Source organism: Alteromonas sp. R7, from assembly GCF_055755235.1.
This window is the reverse complement of the sequence record NZ_JBVTQX010000001.1, coordinates 25,832-41,505: the sequence shown is the minus strand read 5'-3', so window position 1 is coordinate 41,505 and position 15,674 is coordinate 25,832. Positions and strand designations below refer to the sequence as shown.

At 45.2% G+C, this 15,674-nt stretch carries 13 protein-coding genes; 8 read left to right on the top strand and 5 right to left on the bottom strand.

Annotation, left to right across the window (positions count from 1 at the left end):
- Window positions 1-99 precede the first annotated feature (99 nt).
- From AC0J2X_RS00180 to AC0J2X_RS00170, 3 genes are all read left to right on the top strand, one after another.
- Entirely contained in the window at window positions 100-1,776 is a 1,677-nt protein-coding gene (locus tag AC0J2X_RS00180; RefSeq protein WP_039235311.1) for a chloride channel protein, read from the top strand.
- A gap of 1 nt (window position 1,777) precedes the next feature.
- The gene (locus AC0J2X_RS00175) at window positions 1,778-2,206 is read left to right on the top strand and encodes a CopD family protein (protein WP_014950581.1); all 429 of its coding nucleotides are present in this window, start codon (window positions 1,778-1,780) and stop codon (window positions 2,204-2,206) included.
- 196 nt (window positions 2,207-2,402) lie between these two features.
- Complete coding sequence (locus tag AC0J2X_RS00170; RefSeq protein WP_014950582.1) at window positions 2,403-2,594, top strand: hypothetical protein; 192 nt, start codon at window positions 2,403-2,405, stop codon at window positions 2,592-2,594.
- Window positions 2,595-2,654: 60 nt separating this feature from the next.
- On the opposite strand, the gene AC0J2X_RS00165 is transcribed toward AC0J2X_RS00170, so the two are convergent.
- Window positions 2,655-3,356: a UPF0149 family protein gene (locus AC0J2X_RS00165; protein ID WP_014977279.1), complete on the bottom strand. Its 702-nt coding sequence runs from the start codon at window positions 3,354-3,356 to the stop codon at window positions 2,655-2,657.
- 254 nt (window positions 3,357-3,610) lie between these two features.
- Here AC0J2X_RS00165 and AC0J2X_RS00160 point away from each other — a divergent pair, with 254 nt between their 5' ends.
- Window positions 3,611-4,807 carry an Nramp family divalent metal transporter gene (locus tag AC0J2X_RS00160; RefSeq protein WP_061486482.1) on the top strand — a complete coding sequence of 399 codons (1,197 nt, stop codon included), beginning with the start codon at window positions 3,611-3,613 and terminating at the stop codon, window positions 4,805-4,807.
- 215 nt (window positions 4,808-5,022) lie between these two features.
- On the opposite strand, the gene AC0J2X_RS00155 is transcribed toward AC0J2X_RS00160, so the two are convergent.
- The 3 genes from AC0J2X_RS00155 to typA form a co-directional block, all read right to left on the bottom strand.
- Complete coding sequence (locus AC0J2X_RS00155) at window positions 5,023-6,198, bottom strand: MalY/PatB family protein (protein ID WP_014950585.1); 1,176 nt, start codon at window positions 6,196-6,198, stop codon at window positions 5,023-5,025.
- A 263-nt stretch (window positions 6,199-6,461) separates the two neighbouring features.
- Complete coding sequence (locus AC0J2X_RS00150; RefSeq protein ID WP_014950586.1) at window positions 6,462-6,839, bottom strand: response regulator; 378 nt, start codon at window positions 6,837-6,839, stop codon at window positions 6,462-6,464.
- 362 nt (window positions 6,840-7,201) lie between these two features.
- Complete coding sequence (typA, locus tag AC0J2X_RS00145) at window positions 7,202-9,034, bottom strand: translational GTPase TypA (protein WP_014950587.1); 1,833 nt, start codon at window positions 9,032-9,034, stop codon at window positions 7,202-7,204.
- A gap of 457 nt (window positions 9,035-9,491) precedes the next feature.
- Here typA and glnA point away from each other — a divergent pair, with 457 nt between their 5' ends.
- The 4 genes from glnA (at window position 9,492) to glnG (ending at window position 14,382) form a co-directional block, all read left to right on the top strand.
- Window positions 9,492-10,901 carry a glutamate--ammonia ligase gene (gene glnA / locus AC0J2X_RS00140; protein WP_014950588.1) on the top strand — a complete coding sequence of 470 codons (1,410 nt, stop codon included), beginning with the start codon at window positions 9,492-9,494 and terminating at the stop codon, window positions 10,899-10,901.
- A 239-nt stretch (window positions 10,902-11,140) separates the two neighbouring features.
- A complete protein-coding gene (locus AC0J2X_RS00135) occupies window positions 11,141-11,767 on the top strand; it encodes a hypothetical protein (RefSeq protein ID WP_061486483.1) in 627 nt (208 codons plus the stop codon).
- Between the two features lie 130 nt (window positions 11,768-11,897).
- Window positions 11,898-12,983 (top strand): nitrogen regulation protein NR(II), encoded by a 1,086-nt coding sequence (glnL, locus tag AC0J2X_RS00130; RefSeq protein WP_014950590.1) that lies wholly within the window; start codon window positions 11,898-11,900, stop codon window positions 12,981-12,983.
- Window positions 12,973-14,382: a nitrogen regulation protein NR(I) gene (gene glnG, locus AC0J2X_RS00125; protein WP_014977284.1), complete on the top strand. Its 1,410-nt coding sequence runs from the start codon at window positions 12,973-12,975 to the stop codon at window positions 14,380-14,382. Before glnL ends, glnG begins: the two co-directional genes overlap by 11 nt.
- A 62-nt stretch (window positions 14,383-14,444) precedes the next feature.
- Here glnG and AC0J2X_RS00120 read toward each other — a convergent pair whose 3' ends face one another.
- A complete protein-coding gene (locus tag AC0J2X_RS00120; protein WP_014977285.1) occupies window positions 14,445-15,584 on the bottom strand; it encodes an HD-GYP domain-containing protein in 1,140 nt (379 codons plus the stop codon).
- Window positions 15,585-15,674: the final 90 nt, after the last annotated feature.

Below are 15,674 nucleotides of genomic sequence, written 5' to 3'. Positions count from 1 at the left end.
ACATCAACAAAAAACACCGTGCGCTAAGGCGCTCTAAACATTATGAATTTTAGGTGTTTATGGTAAGCTTCTTTTTACGTTAATCTACTGTACCACAACATGCGCTTGCAGGCTTTAAGAGAGGAAGTAGCTCATCCACGCACATCCATTCAGTTGTGCATGCTGGGCATTGTAGGGGGAACCTGCGCGGCGCTTATCATTATACTGTTTCGGCTGTGCGTAGAATGGCTACAAGAAACAGGCGTTTCGTCGCTTCAGTCGGTGCTTACCTATGACTGGTTGGTTTGGCTTATCATGCCATTTATCAGTGTAGGGTTAATTCTATTTATCGCCTTTCTTACGGGCTTCAAGCACTACCGTTTAGGTATTCCCTTCGTTATTCATCGAGTGAAGTACTATTACGGTCATATTCCATTTAGAACCACCATTAACCAGTTCTTTGGGGGCATGCTAGCCCTGGCCGGCGGTTTCGTTGTTGGTCGAGAAGGCCCTTCCGTTCATTTAGGCGCGTCAGGCAGTAGTTTCTTAGGGCAATGGCTTCGCTTGCCTTATAACAGTATTCGAATACTTGCAGGCTGCGGCATTGCGGCAGGGATATCGGCATCATTCAACACCCCGTTTGCTGCCGTAATATTCGTGATGGAAGTGGTACTTAGGGAATACAAAATACATATTTTTGTTCCTGTCATGCTGGCTGCTGCCTGTGGCTCGGTGCTCACTCGCATTGTATTTGGGGAAGTAAACGAGCTTTCGTTTTTATCGTTTAATGCATTTAGCCAGTGGATGTATTTTTATTTGGTGCTACTAGGCATTCTGTTGGGCATGCTGGCCGTTTTATTCAATAGCCAGCTCATGCGGGTGATGACGTGGTTCAGGCCGGTTTCCATGGTGTGGCGTTTAATACTTGCTGCGCTAATTACCGGTACCATTGGTATGTTTATACCTGAAGCCCTTGGCGCCAACTTTATCGATGTTGAGCACTTATTTGATAGCTCCCCCGGCGCGCTGCTGTTGGTTTCTACTTTGGTGTTTAAAGTTATCTTAGCGGTATTTGCTATTGGCCTCGGTATTCCAGGAGGGATCATTGGCCCTGTGATGGTTATTGGCATGCTCGCTGGCGCCGTACTTTTATTGCCACTGTCGTACTTTATTGACGTACCCGAATTTACCAACAGCTTCGCCCTGTTAGGCATAGCAGGCATGTTGACCGCAGTATTGCACGCGCCTCTTGCAGCGCTTTCCGCGGTTATGGAACTATCGTACAGCCCGCAAATTATTCTACCAGCCATGTTGGTAATTGTGCCTGCTTACGTGACTTCTACGCAGTTCTTTGGCAACCGCTCTATTTTCATACGCCAGCTTGATTATCAAAATCTCCCTTACGCTATCTCGTCTATTCGTGAAGCGCTTGAGAAAACGGGCGTACTTGCAGCGATGAATACTGAGTACAAGCTATTTCACGATGCGCCGGAGCAAGCGTTAATTAACTACTTAGAAAGCGATCCAACAAAAATTGTCATTCAGAAGTTAAAATTTGAAATAGATGTGCAGTATAAGCTGGTCCAATACAATGTGAGTTTGGAACACGATGCAACAGCGTTAAACTATTACGAAATGGAAGGTATTAGCGCGCAGTCTACACTGCACGAAGTATACGAACACCTTAAAAATTCGCGCTCTGGCGCAGTTTATATTTACGATCAGGAGCTAAACGATATTATTGGCGTAGTAACGTGGAATATCTTACAAAGCTTCTTACAAAAGGCTCATTATTAGTATGTACATTTTATGGTTTAAAGCGCTGCACATCTTTTTCATGCTGGCTTGGATGGCAGGACTTTTCTATTTACCGCGACTTTTCGTGTATCACGCGACAACGAAATCTCAAGTGGTAAAAGACGAATTTAAGGTCATGGAGCGCCGCCTGTGGTTCTTTGTTACTCCATTCGCCTTGTTAACTCTGGCATTCGGCGTTGCGCTTATTGTCAGCTATGGTGGAACTTGGTTTAAAATGTCGGGGTGGCTTCATATAAAGTTGCTGCTGCTTCTTGCTATTTACGGCTATCACTTCTATTTGTTTAAGTTGATGAAGCAATTTGCACGCGACGAAAATAGACACTCTCCGCGCTTTTATCGCTTTTTAAATGAAGCGCCGGTGCTTATCATTCTCGCCATCGTTTGCCTAGCTGTGGTAAAACCTTTATAAAAGTTTAAGCCAAACTAAATAGTAAAGGCGCACGTACAAAGTTATTGAAAAGTCAGTACTCAAGGAACCAGTACTGCTGTGTAGTGTGAGAAGTAATTTTAAGCTTGTTGTTGAGAGTGTTGTAAGCATTGCACATAGTCGCCCAGAACCTGCTGTTTCTCGGGTTTAACAAATTGTTTTTATCGGAATGCTATACATGGATGACAGTAATCAACACCTCAAGCATTTGCTCAAACAGACAGACATTGCCTTTAAGGCGCTCATGAGGGAGCCTGCTTCAAGGCTTCTTAACGAGCAATACGAAAAGGCGAAGCTTGAATTAGACAGCTATACCGCTTCGCTTAAACACACGTTGAATCAACGGCATCAACAACAAAGACAGCGCTAATTTTGAATTAGCGTTTTTGTTTTTTGCTTCTCCTGCAGCTCCCAGTTATCAAATTTTCCCCTAGGTTACTTTGTTAAAGGTTTCAAATTGATTGGGTAACGCGCCTGCTAGCTCTCCTGACAACTTAGTGTAATCTGCCAGCACCGAAGGAAGCTGTTTAACAAGCATGTTTATATTACTTTCAAGCTGAGCAGCTTGTTTGTCGTTTCTGTAAGACAAGGCTAATTCAATATTAGCAAGCGTTGAGAAAAGCTTTAAACATCGAGACAGGCGAGCTTCTGCAGGTTCTGTTTTCTCAGGCTCGTTACTGTCACAGTCTTTCTTGTTCGCCTTACTTTTTTCTAAATGCTTTTCCCAATGGTTCCACGCATTTTGCCACACAGGTTCTAATTGCTTGTGCACGTGTAAAAGCCCACTTAGCCAGCTTTCGAGCTCTTTCGAAGGCCTCGTCGTTCCTTGCACCTCTATCGCAACGTTCAATTCACTAGGCATGGGCGACTTTTCCTGACGCATAAAATCCAAATGCGCCCGCAGGCCATTCATTAATGTATCAGCAAGCTTATCTACATCTTTGTCTACAAGGTGGCTGTCACTAGACTGTATGAGCCACGGCATCCACTGTTCGGGCATGGGAATTTCAGGCGCGGAAGCAACGGCAAAGATCATTCCATCTACATAATAAGCATTCGGAAGCACATTCTCGAAATTGGGAAGCGAAACAATATCGCTGATTGTGTTTATTGGAAACCCATCTTTCACCATTACCATCCTATTTTAATTTGCGTTCTCTTTTATGAAACGGTAGTCTGCGCGGCCACTTTGTAGAGGGCATGTTTTGTAACCTTTTATCTACCCAAAATAATGGGGAAATAAGGTAAAGAGTAAACAACAAACTTCTACACTGGGTACGCGACAATAGGTTTAAAACCAATCTGTTACTGTATTGGTTTAGCGGTACTGTTGCGTGCTCGCCTACCTATTGTCATGATAGCAAAACTTAACTAAGAGTCGTTGCAATGGCAAAAGATAAATCAGGATACATCATCGCGGCCGCCTTTATTGGCCCTGGAACAGTAACTACAGCAAGTCTGGCAGGTGCAAACTTTGGCTTTCACCTAGTATGGGCGCTCCTTTTCTCCATATTCGCAACCATAGTATTGCAAGACATGGCTGCGCGTTTAGGTGTGGCCAGCGGCCAAGGCCTAGCCAGTGCAATGAAAAACATGGCTTACAAGCCATGGCTAAAGAATCTTTTTATCGTGCTTATTGTCAGTGCTATCGGCATTGGCAACGCAGCCTATGAATCGGGCAACCTAACCGGCGCAGCAATCGGCCTAGACGCATTTATCAGTATAGGCATTGGCCCTTGGGCCAGTATTTTGGGCACGATCGCTATAGTTTTACTCTGGTCGGGCAGCTACAAGTGGATAGAGACAGTACTGGTTTATCTCGTCTTTATTATGGCTGGCGTATTTCTTATCACGCTGTTGGTAGCCAAACCTGATATCGCCGCGATGTTTAGTCAGTTAATGTCTCCGCGGCTGGACGCTGACGCCATTACCACGGTGCTGGCGCTTATTGGTACCACCATCGTGCCTTACAACTTGTTTCTTCACGCGAGCCTAGTTGCAAAATCATCGAAAGGCCAAGATAAACAAGACGCGGTCGTTGCGTGCCGAAACCAGTCTGCTAGAGCTATTAGTATGGGTGGGCTTATTACGCTTATCGTAATGGCTACAGCAATGATGGCGTTCTTCAATCAAGCTGCCACTATGGACGCTTCAAACATGGGCGAACAGCTTAAACCGGTTTTAGGTGACAAAGCTCAGTGGTTCTTTGCACTAGGGTTATTCGCCGCAGGCTTAACCAGTGCTATCACTGCGCCGCTAGCAGCCGCTTATGCGGTAACAGGAGCACTAGGGCTTTCTGACGATATGCAAAGCAAGAGCTTTAAAGCGGTATGGTTTATCATCATTGTAGTGGGTGTCAGCGTTGCAGCACTTGGCTTTAAGCCCCTACCCGCCATCTTGTTTGCTCAAGCGACTAATGCTCTTTTACTGCCAATTATTGCCATATTCCTATTGGTCGTTATGAATAAAAGCACCGCACTGGGTGAATTTAGAAACACATGGAAAAGTAACCTGGCAGGCTTTCTAGTAGTGGGTACTGTGATTTGTTTAGGCCTGTATAAGCTAATCGGCGTATTTAGCTAATCTCAAAAATGGCAAAAATGGGGTCAGAGTAATTTTCTCCCTTTGTATGTCATTATAGTGTGCACTCGCAGATAGCAATGAAATTACGTGACTAACAAACTAACTGCATATGAGAAGGGCCAAAGTAATACTTTGGCCTTTTTTAATAGAGAGCGTAGCTGCAAAAAGTACTCTGACCCCATTTTGGGGCTGAAAAAGTACTCTGACCCCAATTTTTAGCTGGCGAGGCGTTGCAGAATATCTTGGAGCATCGCTTTGCTGCAGCCAAAGTTAATTCTGAAATGGTCCGCCTTGTGAAAATCGATGCCTGGTGACGGGCCTACGCCTTTCTCTTCGGCCCACTGCTGGACGTTCTCTACACCTAGTCCACTGGCGTCTACCCACGCAAGGAACGTCGCATCGGCTTTGAGCATTTTAAGCCCGTCAATGCTGTTTACTGTGTTAAACACCATATCTCTGTTTTCACGCAAGTAGGTAAGTTGCTGCTGATGCCACTCATCACATTGAGTGAATGCTGCTTCTGTAGCCGCTAAGCCCAATACAGTAACCCAAGGTACGATGCCCGCTGCGGCATTGGTAAATGCCTGGCGTAATTGGCGATTAGGGATGATGGCAAAAGACGTTCCCAAACCAGCAATATTAAATGTTTTACTGGCAGCCATTAGCGTAACGCTATTTTCAGCAAGGTTCGACTCGCGGCCTGCCGGTATGTGCTGCTTGCCTTCTTCTAGAATAAGGTCGCAGTGGATTTCATCAGAACATAGCTTAACGTTGTTCGCGTTACAGATCTCAGCAATGCGATCTAATTCAGCTTTAGTAAGCACCGAACCTACCGGGTTCATTGGGTTACAAAGAATAAACAGCTTACATTTAGGATCAGCCGCTTCTCTTTCTAATGCTTCAAAATCTAACGTATAGCGCGCACCTTCAACACTTGAGATAGTTTCAGAACTCGTGCCGTCGTCATTTTGCACTACCGTGCCTATATCTACCCGTTCGAGACCATTTAGTTTTGGGGCAGCCAGTAGAGGCGGATAATTAGGTGTTTGAATAAGTACTTTATCACCGGGTTCACAATAGGCTTTACACGCTACGTTAAACGCTGGCACAACGCCTGGTGTCCACACTAGCCACTCGGGTTGAATTTCCCAATTATGCTTATCTTTAAGCCATCTCACTACAGCCTGAATGGCGCCTTCGTGATGTGCAGGCAGTATGTAACCCATGTTGCCATGCTCAACCTGACCCGAAATGGCGTCTAGAATTGGCTGCGCGCAACGAAACTCAGTATCGGCAACCCACGCAGGAATGATGTCTTTCCCTTTGTACTTTTGCCATTTAAACGAAAACGTGTCTTTTCTGGGAGGGGTATTATCGAATAAGGCGCTCACATTACATCCTGTTGCATAAAAACTTATGCCAACAGTGTAGAATTTTAGCGCCTCATAAACTAGGGGCGTGAGATGAATTAACCCGAATTTTCTATATCGAAATGTACTTTAATAGAGATAAATTAACACGTTAAAGCCAAAGGTAAATTGCGCTTTGCTGTCCTAACCTGTTTTACATTGTCATCGTTAACCACGAAGTAGATCTTTGGCCCGCATGCACACCTTTAGCGTGCGATGCATAAAATGAAAAACAACCTACAGGCTTAGCTGGCCTGCGACACCGCCTCTCTCGATTTTTGAACTAGCTCTTCCATATTGAGTGGCTTAGCAAGAAAACCGGTAACCTGAAGTTTACGCGCTTCTATCACTAACTCTTTGTTAGGGTCGGCAGTAATGAGTAAAAATGGAACGTCCAAACCCGAAGACTGGCAGGTTTTTAGAAGACTTAGTCCATCATAATCCGGCATTACTTGGTCACTGATGATCAAGCTGATAGATTCCGCAGTTTGTTGCAGCAAAAAATCCCTTGCAAATTTACTACGTGTAAATGGATACACGGTAGCGTCTAACTGCGTTTCCAACGCGTCAGTAATAAGGTCAAGCGTGATAGGATCATCTTCAACTACTGCTACAGAAAACACTACCCTTCCCCTTTTTTTTAGGTCATTAGCCGTAAATATTACAACGACTTAGCTCACGTGTTAAGACGTCAGTTTATTGTACCAATCCGCATAGATAAATGCTCGCTGGGTATTGACCTATGCGGACTGGTATTTTTAAGCATAGAATCTCTGAACGCTTTTGACCACTAACCTTTGGTCGATATTTAAACTTTTTCTAACGTTTTAGTGATAATGCTAGAAAGCAGCTTTTTTGATAGGAAGTGACGGTGTGTAAGTTGAGACACGAGTTGAAAGATTGCAGGCCAAACTCATCGGCAAAATGGAAAAAAAATGCCAGCTGACGCTGGCATTTTCAAAATCAATGTAAGTTTTAGAAGCTATTAAGACTTAGGTGCACGTGATGCACGCTTACGCTCGTTTTCTGTAAGAAGCTTCTTACGAATACGGATAGATTCAGGCGTTACTTCTACTAGTTCGTCGTCATCGATGAACTCAAGCGCTTGCTCAAGTGACATTCTGATAGGCGGAACAAGTGTTTGCGCTTCATCAGTTCCCGATGCACGAACGTTAGTAAGCTGCTTACCTTTAAGCGCGTTAACAGTAAGGTCGTTGTCACGGCTGTGAATACCGATAACCATACCTTCGTACACTTCAACACCGTGACCGATGAATAGGCGACCGCGTTCTTGAAGGTTAAACAGGGCGTTAGTTAGTGCTTTACCGTTTGCGTTAGCGATTAGAACACCGTTCTTACGCTTACCAATGATACCGCCTTTGTACGGACCATAGTGATCGAACGTGTGATATAGCAAACCAGAACCCGACGTTAACGTCATGAATTCTGTTTGGAAACCAATTAGGCCACGGCTTGGAATGATAAAGTCGATACGTACACGACCTTTACCATCAGGAGACATGTCAGTCATTTCTGCTTTACGCAGACCAAGCTGTTCCATGATTGAACCCTGGTGCTGTTCTTCACAGTCGATAGTCAAGGTTTCGTATGGTTCTTGCGTTGCGCCGTCAACTTCTTTCAGAATTACTTCTGGACGTGACACTGCAAGCTCGTAACCTTCACGACGCATGTTTTCGATAAGAATACCTAGGTGAAGTTCACCACGACCAGATACGCGGAACTTGTCCGGATCAGGCATTTCTTCAACGCGCAGTGCAACGTTGTGTACTAGTTCGTCTTTAAGGCGCTCTAGAATGTTACGTGACGTTACATACTTACCTTCTTTACCTGCAAACGGCGAGGTGTTTACCTGGAACGTCATGGTTACTGTAGGCTCGTCAACCGTAAGTGGAGGAAGTGCTTCTACAGTGTTGATGTCACAAATGGTGTCAGAGATCTTAAGTTCGCCAAGACCTGTGATTGCAATGATGTCGCCCGCGTGAGCAGATTCAACTTCGTGACGAGCAAGGCCAAGGTAGCCGTAAACTAAGCCTACTTTGCCGTTGCGCTTTTTGCCATCAGCAGTAACAACCGTTACTTGTTGATTTGGCTTAACAGAACCACGCTTAACACGACCTACGCCGATAACACCCACGTATGAGTTGTAGTCAAGCTGAGAGATCTGCATTTGGAATGCGCCGTCGATATCTGCATCAGGAGGAGAAACCTGGTCAACGATAGTTTGGAACAATGCCGTCATATCGTCTTCTTTAGTATCTGCATCTAGTGATGCCCAACCGTTAAGTGCAGACGCATAAACAACTTGGAAATCTAGCTGTTCGTCAGTTGCACCTAGGTTGTCGAATAGGTCGAAAACTTGATCCATAACCCAATCAGGACGCGCACCAGGCTTGTCGATTTTGTTGATAACAACAATTGGCTTAAGACCTTGAGCAAATGCCTTTTGCGTAACGAAACGGGTTTGTGGCATCGGGCCTTCTTGCGCATCTACAAGTAGAAGTACAGAGTCAGCCATCGACATTACACGCTCTACTTCACCACCGAAGTCAGCGTGTCCTGGAGTGTCTACGATGTTGATACGGTAGTCGTTCCAGTTAATCGCTGTGTTCTTAGCTAGGATGGTAATGCCACGTTCTTTCTCGATGTCGTTCGAGTCCATTACGCGCTCTTCTTGCTCGCCTCGAGATTCAAGGGTGCCAGACTGCTGTAACAGTTTGTCTACCAGGGTGGTCTTACCGTGGTCAACGTGGGCGATGATTGCGATGTTACGCAATTTATTAATATCAGTGGTATTCATGCTTATATAGAGCCTGTGTAAATCAACGTCTACTTCAATTCAGTGGAAAGGAGTATGCGTTAGATTTGTTGCAAAAAAATGCAGATAGAAAAATTTGCGCGGATTGTACAGAAAAACCACGACGTTTGCGCATCTTTTTTTTGATGGAAACGAGTTTTATTGGTTTTCAAACACTTGTTCAACAAATAACCAGCCCCGTTGCACCTAATTGATCATATTTGGTGGCTATACGCTACAAAGTAATCTAGGCTGATTGACGTATAAATGAGCACAAAACGCCATATTGGTGCAACATTGCACCAATATAATGCAATTTAATTCAAACGGAAGTGATAAATGCCCGTCTATGCCACAGAAATCGGTATACATATAGATGGCATGATAATCGCTTTCACTTTTTCCACTGTTGGAGTGAAGCTGATCATTCCGCATTTTTACATTAAACCTGGAGGACACGATGTCAGTAGAAAAGGCATTAGAGCTGATTAAAGAAAGTGAAGCGAAATTTGTAGATTTACGTTTTACCGATACAAAGGGTAAAGAACAACACGTATCTATTCCTGCGAGCGTTGTTGATGAAGAGTTTTTCGAAGAAGGTAAAATGTTCGATGGTTCTTCAATCGCTGGCTGGAAAGGCATCAACGAATCAGACATGGTTCTTCTTCCAGACGCAACAAGCTGCGTAGTTGACCCTTTCGCTGAAGAGACACAAGTAAACATCCGTTGTGACATCGTTGAACCTTCAACAATGGAAGGTTATGAGCGTGACCCTCGTTCAGTTGCTCGCCGTGCAGAAGAATTCCTAAAATCAACTGGCATCGGTGACACATGTTTCTTCGGCCCAGAGCCAGAGTTTTTCCTTTTTGATGACGTACGCTTCCACACTGACATGGCGGGTTCTTTCTACAAGATTGACTCTTCTGAAGCAAAGTGGAACTCTGGCGAAGAGTTTGAAGGCGGCAACATGGCACACCGCCCTGGCGTTAAAGGCGGTTACTTCCCAGTACCACCAGTGGACTCTGCTCACGATATCCGTGCTGCAATGTGTCTAGTTATGGAAGAGATGGGCCTTGTTATCGAAGCGCACCACCACGAAGTAGCAACTGCTGGCCAAAACGAAATTGCTTGCCAATTCAATACGCTAGTTAAGAAAGCTGACGAAATTCAAGTTTACAAGTATGTTGTTCACAACGTTGCACACGCATACGGTCAAACAGCTACCTTTATGCCTAAGCCGCTTGTTGGCGATAACGGTTCTGGTATGCACTGTCACCAATCTATCTCTAAAGATGGCGTAAACATCTTTGCAGGTGACAAGTACGCAGGTCTTTCTGAGGAAGCACTTTACTACATTGGTGGTATCATCAAGCACGCGCGCGCAATCAACGCGTTTGCTAACGCTTCTACTAACTCATACAAGCGTCTAGTTCCTGGATTCGAAGCACCGGTAATGCTTGCATACTCTGCACGTAACCGTTCTGCATCTATTCGTATTCCTCACGTAACTAGCGATAAAGCACGTCGTATTGAAGTACGTTTCCCTGACCCAACAGCTAACCCATACCTAGCGTTCACTGCTATGCTTATGGCGGGTATCGACGGTATTAAGAACAAGATCCACCCTGGTGATTCAATGGATAAAGACTTGTACGACCTACCGCCAGAAGAAGCTGCTGAAATTCCAACAGTTGCAAGCTCGCTAGAAATGGCACTTGAAGCTCTTGATAACGACCGTGACTTCCTTAAAGCTGGTGGCGTTATGACTGACGACATGATTGATGCATACATCGATCTTAAGTCTGAAGAAGTAACGAAACTTAACATGACTACTCACCCTGTTGAGTTCGACATGTACTACAGCGTGTAATTTCGCACTGTATAGCAATTTATACTAAAGCCCGCTCTGCGGGCTTTTTTTATGCGTACGATTTATCTACTATGTTTTTATAGCTATGCTAATGAATACTCTTTCATGCTGTATCAACTGCGCACAGGGCTTTGCCCGCTTGCATCTGCATACAACTAGAAAGGTTATCCATAAGCCAAACATAGCAAGCTATATGAATTAGCCAGCTAGCCAAAACCACATTGATTAGGTAACGACACGTGCACTACATGACGCGAGACATTTGCTTAATTTCGCTATTACTAAGTAGCGGCAATGGCTTACTGCCTGTGCAAGCGGAAATGCTGAGCCAAGAAAGTACCCAGCAAGAAGCACAAGAAAACGAAACCGGACAAAGCAGCAATGCAACATCAGCCGCAGCTACCTCTCCAATGACCATATACAAGGTGGTAGGTAAAGACGGCTCTGTGACTTACACCGACAAGCCGCAGCAAAACGCAGAACCCCTAGCTTTCGATGTAAAAACGCAAAACGTAGTAACCGCGGCAAAGGTTACCCCACCTCCCCCTGCGAAGCCGGCTGCCCCCAAGCCCAACTATCGCGTAGTCATTAAGTCACCTGCACCAGAAGCGACAATTCGCAATAACTTGGGTGAATTCACTATTTCTGCCGCACAACCTGGTGCACCCAAAGCGCCAATCTACCGATTAATCTTTGACGACGCCCCATTAGCTAGCAATAGTTCAGGCGTCTTTAAGCTTTCTGGTATCCATCGTGGGGCACATACTTATAAAGTTGAACTCACGAACAATACGGGCAAGACTCTTGCATCGTCTCCATTACAAACCCTTTACCTGCATCAGGCATCGGCGTTAATTAATAACTAATAGCGTGCAACCATTGTTATGTATGCGCACCATAGAGGTTCAGTGAACATTTCTTCTTGAGCTCTTTATTCGCGCAACGCATCATTGCAAGCTACAATGCACAATTATGGTGCAAAGGAGACGAGCTCGGATGCATTCCACCGAGTTAGAAACACAACAGCTAATCAATAGCCTAAATACCGCACTGGTAATGGTAGACAACAAACTTACGATTGTTTATGCCAACCACGCTGGTGAAGCTTTGTTTGAGACTGGATTAAAACAACTTATTGGGCATCCACTTCAAGATTTTTTCTTGCCGGGCACAATAGAAACCACCCGACTTAAAGCTGCCATCAGAAAAGGTGAAGATTTCACCGAAAACGAAATTAAGTTGGCTTTTCGAGATAACCGCTATGTATCTGCCGACCTAACCGTTACCAACTTGCACTTCGAAGACGGCCCACGACTGCTATTTGAAGTTAAAAAGATTGACCAGCAAAAGCGAATTTCTCGAGAAACTTTACAAAACGCGCAGCATTACGCAGCACGGGAATTGGTTCGCGGCCTTGCACACGAAATCAAAAATCCTCTTGGTGGTATTCGCGGTGCAGCACAGCTATTAGAAAAAGAGCTGATTGACGAGCATAAAGAATTTACAAGCATGATCATTGAGCAGTCTGACCGTCTGCGAAACTTAGTTGATCGATTGCTTGGACCAAATTCACTACCTCGATTTGAAGAAAGCAACGTGCATCAAGCGCTTGAAAAAATACGCAGCTTAATGCGCTTTGACTCAGACAATCCCATTACCATAGTTCGCGACTATGACCCCAGCATTCCACCGCTTATGTTAGACCCTGACATGATTCAGCAAGCGGTGCTCAATATTGTGCGCAACAGCGTTCAGGCATTAACCGAGAGCCAAACCCCCAACCCACAAATTAGGTTAATTACGCGAATAGAGCGCCAAATGACAATTCAAACGAAGCGTCACGCGCTGGTAGCTAAAATAAAAATTATTGATAACGGCCCGGGTATTCCGGCTGAAGTAAAAGACACACTTTTCTACCCCATGGTCACAAGCAAGCAAAATGGCTCTGGGTTGGGTTTGTCTATTTCACAGACCCTTATAAACCACCACGGCGGCAAAATAGATGTAGATAGCTACCCTGGTCACACTGAGTTCGTAATTTACATACCAATAGATCGTAAGGAGACAGACGATGACGAATGAGTCTGTGTGGATTGTCGATGATGACAGTTCTATTCGTTGGGTGCTGCAAAAGGCCTTACAAGCAGCAGATATCAGCTGCTTAAGTTTTGAAAACCCTGAAGATTTATTGCTTCAACTTCAAAGCGGCCAAGCCCCTGAAGTCATCATTTCAGACATAAGAATGCCACAAATGGACGGCATGACGTTACTGAACGAAGTGCATGCCTCGCACCCTATGCTCCCCGTTATCATTATGACGGCGCATTCGGATTTAGACAGCGCAGTTAACGCATATCAAAAAGGCGCCTTTGAATATTTGCCAAAGCCATTTGATATCGACGAGGCAGTAACCTTAACCCAGCGGGCGCTGGCACATGCCAGAGAGCAATCCACCGTATCTAAAGCGCAAGTTGAAGACGTAGTAACGGAAATAATTGGCGAAGCACCTGCCATGCAGGAAGTGTTTCGTGCCATAGGTCGCTTGTCTCGCTCTTCAATTAGCGTGCTAATTAACGGGCAATCAGGAACGGGTAAAGAACTTGTGGCGCACGCCCTTCATAGGCACAGCCCAAGAGCAAGTAAACCTTTCATCGCCCTTAATATGGCCGCCATTCCTGCCGACCTTGTAGAATCAGAACTATTTGGCCATGAGAAGGGCGCGTTTACCGGAGCCCAGGCAGCTCGCCAAGGCCGCTTCGAACAAGCCGACGGCGGAACATTGTTCTTAGATGAAATAGGCGATATGCCGTTAGATGTACAAACCCGCCTTTTACGTGTGCTTGCAGACGGCCAGTTTTATCGTGTCGGTGGCCATCAATCAGTGAGTGTGGACGTACGCATCATCGCTGCAACTCACCAGAATTTAGAACAAAGGGTTGCTGAAGGTAAGTTTAGGGAAGATTTGTTCCACCGCTTAAACGTTATCCGAGTGCACCTTCCTTCACTTAACGAGCGCCGCGAAGATATTCCATTACTAACCCGTCATTTCTTGCGCCGAGCAGCCAAAGAACTTGATGTAGAAGCTAAAAGCATATCGAAAGACGCTGAGCGCGTAATGTCTCAGCTACCATGGCCTGGAAACGTAAGACAGCTAGAAAACGTGTGTCGCTGGTTAACGGTAATGGCGAGTGGTCAAGAAGTGCTGCCCAGCGATCTGCCACCGGAAATTCACAGCGATAGCAGTATTGAAAAACCCAGCGCTGAATCGGGTGAGTGGCCAGATTTGTTGGCAAGCTGGACCGATAAACAGCTTCGCGACGGCCATCACAACATTCTTAACGACGCGATGCTGACGTTTGAGCGTATTATGCTTGAGCGAGCACTTCAGCACACTCATGGCCACAAACAAGATGCGGCTAAACGCTTGGGTTGGGGAAGAAATACCCTAACAAGAAAGTTAAAAGAATTAGGCGTGAACTAACCCTAGTGATTACGCCGTAAGCTAGCAGGGAACTCACTGCTAGCTTATGAGCGGCTTGCGACCTAATGTCCTTTCGTCAGTAGCGCCGTCATTCCCTGATTGAAATGCCTTACCCACTTCATACTAAACTGGCCTTTGGCGCTTCGATTTATTTCTATCACCGCCTCTTTTTTAGAAAGTACGTTATCTTCATTGTGCGCTCTTGGGTGTGTCATTGCATCGTAGGTATCAATAATGGCAAGTAACTTCGCACCTTCACAGATATCGTCTTCTTTTAGCCCCAATGGATAACCTGTTCCATCAGTGCGTTCATGGTGCTGCATCACGATTTTGCGCGCCATATCCCATTGGTCTAGGTGCTCTAACAAACGGGCGCTTTTATACACATGAGAGCGCATAAGATTAAATTCGATATCGCTTAGCGCATCGCCTTTGTGCAAAAGCTTCAATGGCATGAAGGCCATTCCGAAGTCATGTACATAGCTGGCTACGGCAAGCTGATCTTCGTCTATAGGGTTTTCGGCCACGTCGTTAATATACATAGCCAGTTTGGCAATGCGATCACCACGACCAGACCAGTAGTTTGAGCGGCGTTCAATGGTTTGCATTAAGTCGCGGAAAAATAGAATATCTTGCTTCTTTTCACTACTAATATCTTTAGGGATACCTGTAGCCGCTAACGTAGGGGGCTTTATCTGAACGTTTTGTGGGTCGTCTTCATCCGCAACAATATCTAACGCTGGGTTAAGTAATAAGACCGCTTCGGTAAGGCGTTTTTCATGCTCAGCAGTATTTTCAGGCGTCACACGACCGATAGCTAAAACCAGCTGATTGTGAAGATTGTCATCGTATTCGGCTTTGCCACTGGCCATTACAGCCTCTACGAAGGCTTTTACTCTGTCCATTGTAAGCAATACCAAGTCACTCATAGTACTCGTGTACGCCACCTGCCCTTTGCGCAAGTAATCTAGCAAGTCCTCTACATGCTGCAAAAGCGGGATCATGGGAGAGAAGTTAACCAGGCCTAAATCACCTTTAATGGTGTGGATTGAGCGAAACAGAGCACGCTGCAATTCGTTGTCTTCCGGACGAAGCTCTAATTCAATCAAGGTTTGTTCACTTGATTCATAGAGTTCGTTTATTTCCTCCATAAGGTCAGCAAGAATATCTTCTTCTAGGTCGTCTGGAGTAAATGTCTGCATATAGTGGTTACCGAGTTAGGTTCGATTGCGCTTTTTATTATTGTAATTGGGTATCGGCAAAATTTCCTCATACTAAAGGTGAGAAACATA

Coding starts and splice junctions, on each gene's coding strand:
- typA (WP_014950587.1), bottom strand. CDS start 9,034: ATGAATACCACTGATATTAATAAATTGCGTAACATCGCAATCATCGCC.
- glnG (WP_014977284.1), top strand. CDS start 12,973: ATGACGAATGAGTCTGTGTGGATTGTCGATGATGACAGTTCTATTCGT.
- AC0J2X_RS00160 (WP_061486482.1), top strand. CDS start 3,611: ATGGCAAAAGATAAATCAGGATACATCATCGCGGCCGCCTTTATTGGC.
- AC0J2X_RS00180 (WP_039235311.1), top strand. CDS start 100: ATGCGCTTGCAGGCTTTAAGAGAGGAAGTAGCTCATCCACGCACATCC.
- AC0J2X_RS00120 (WP_014977285.1), bottom strand. CDS start 15,584: ATGCAGACATTTACTCCAGACGACCTAGAAGAAGATATTCTTGCTGAC.
- AC0J2X_RS00170 (WP_014950582.1), top strand. CDS start 2,403: ATGGATGACAGTAATCAACACCTCAAGCATTTGCTCAAACAGACAGAC.
- AC0J2X_RS00175 (WP_014950581.1), top strand. CDS start 1,778: ATGTACATTTTATGGTTTAAAGCGCTGCACATCTTTTTCATGCTGGCT.
- glnL (WP_014950590.1), top strand. CDS start 11,898: ATGCATTCCACCGAGTTAGAAACACAACAGCTAATCAATAGCCTAAAT.
- glnA (WP_014950588.1), top strand. CDS start 9,492: ATGTCAGTAGAAAAGGCATTAGAGCTGATTAAAGAAAGTGAAGCGAAA.
- AC0J2X_RS00165 (WP_014977279.1), bottom strand. CDS start 3,356: ATGGTGAAAGATGGGTTTCCAATAAACACAATCAGCGATATTGTTTCG.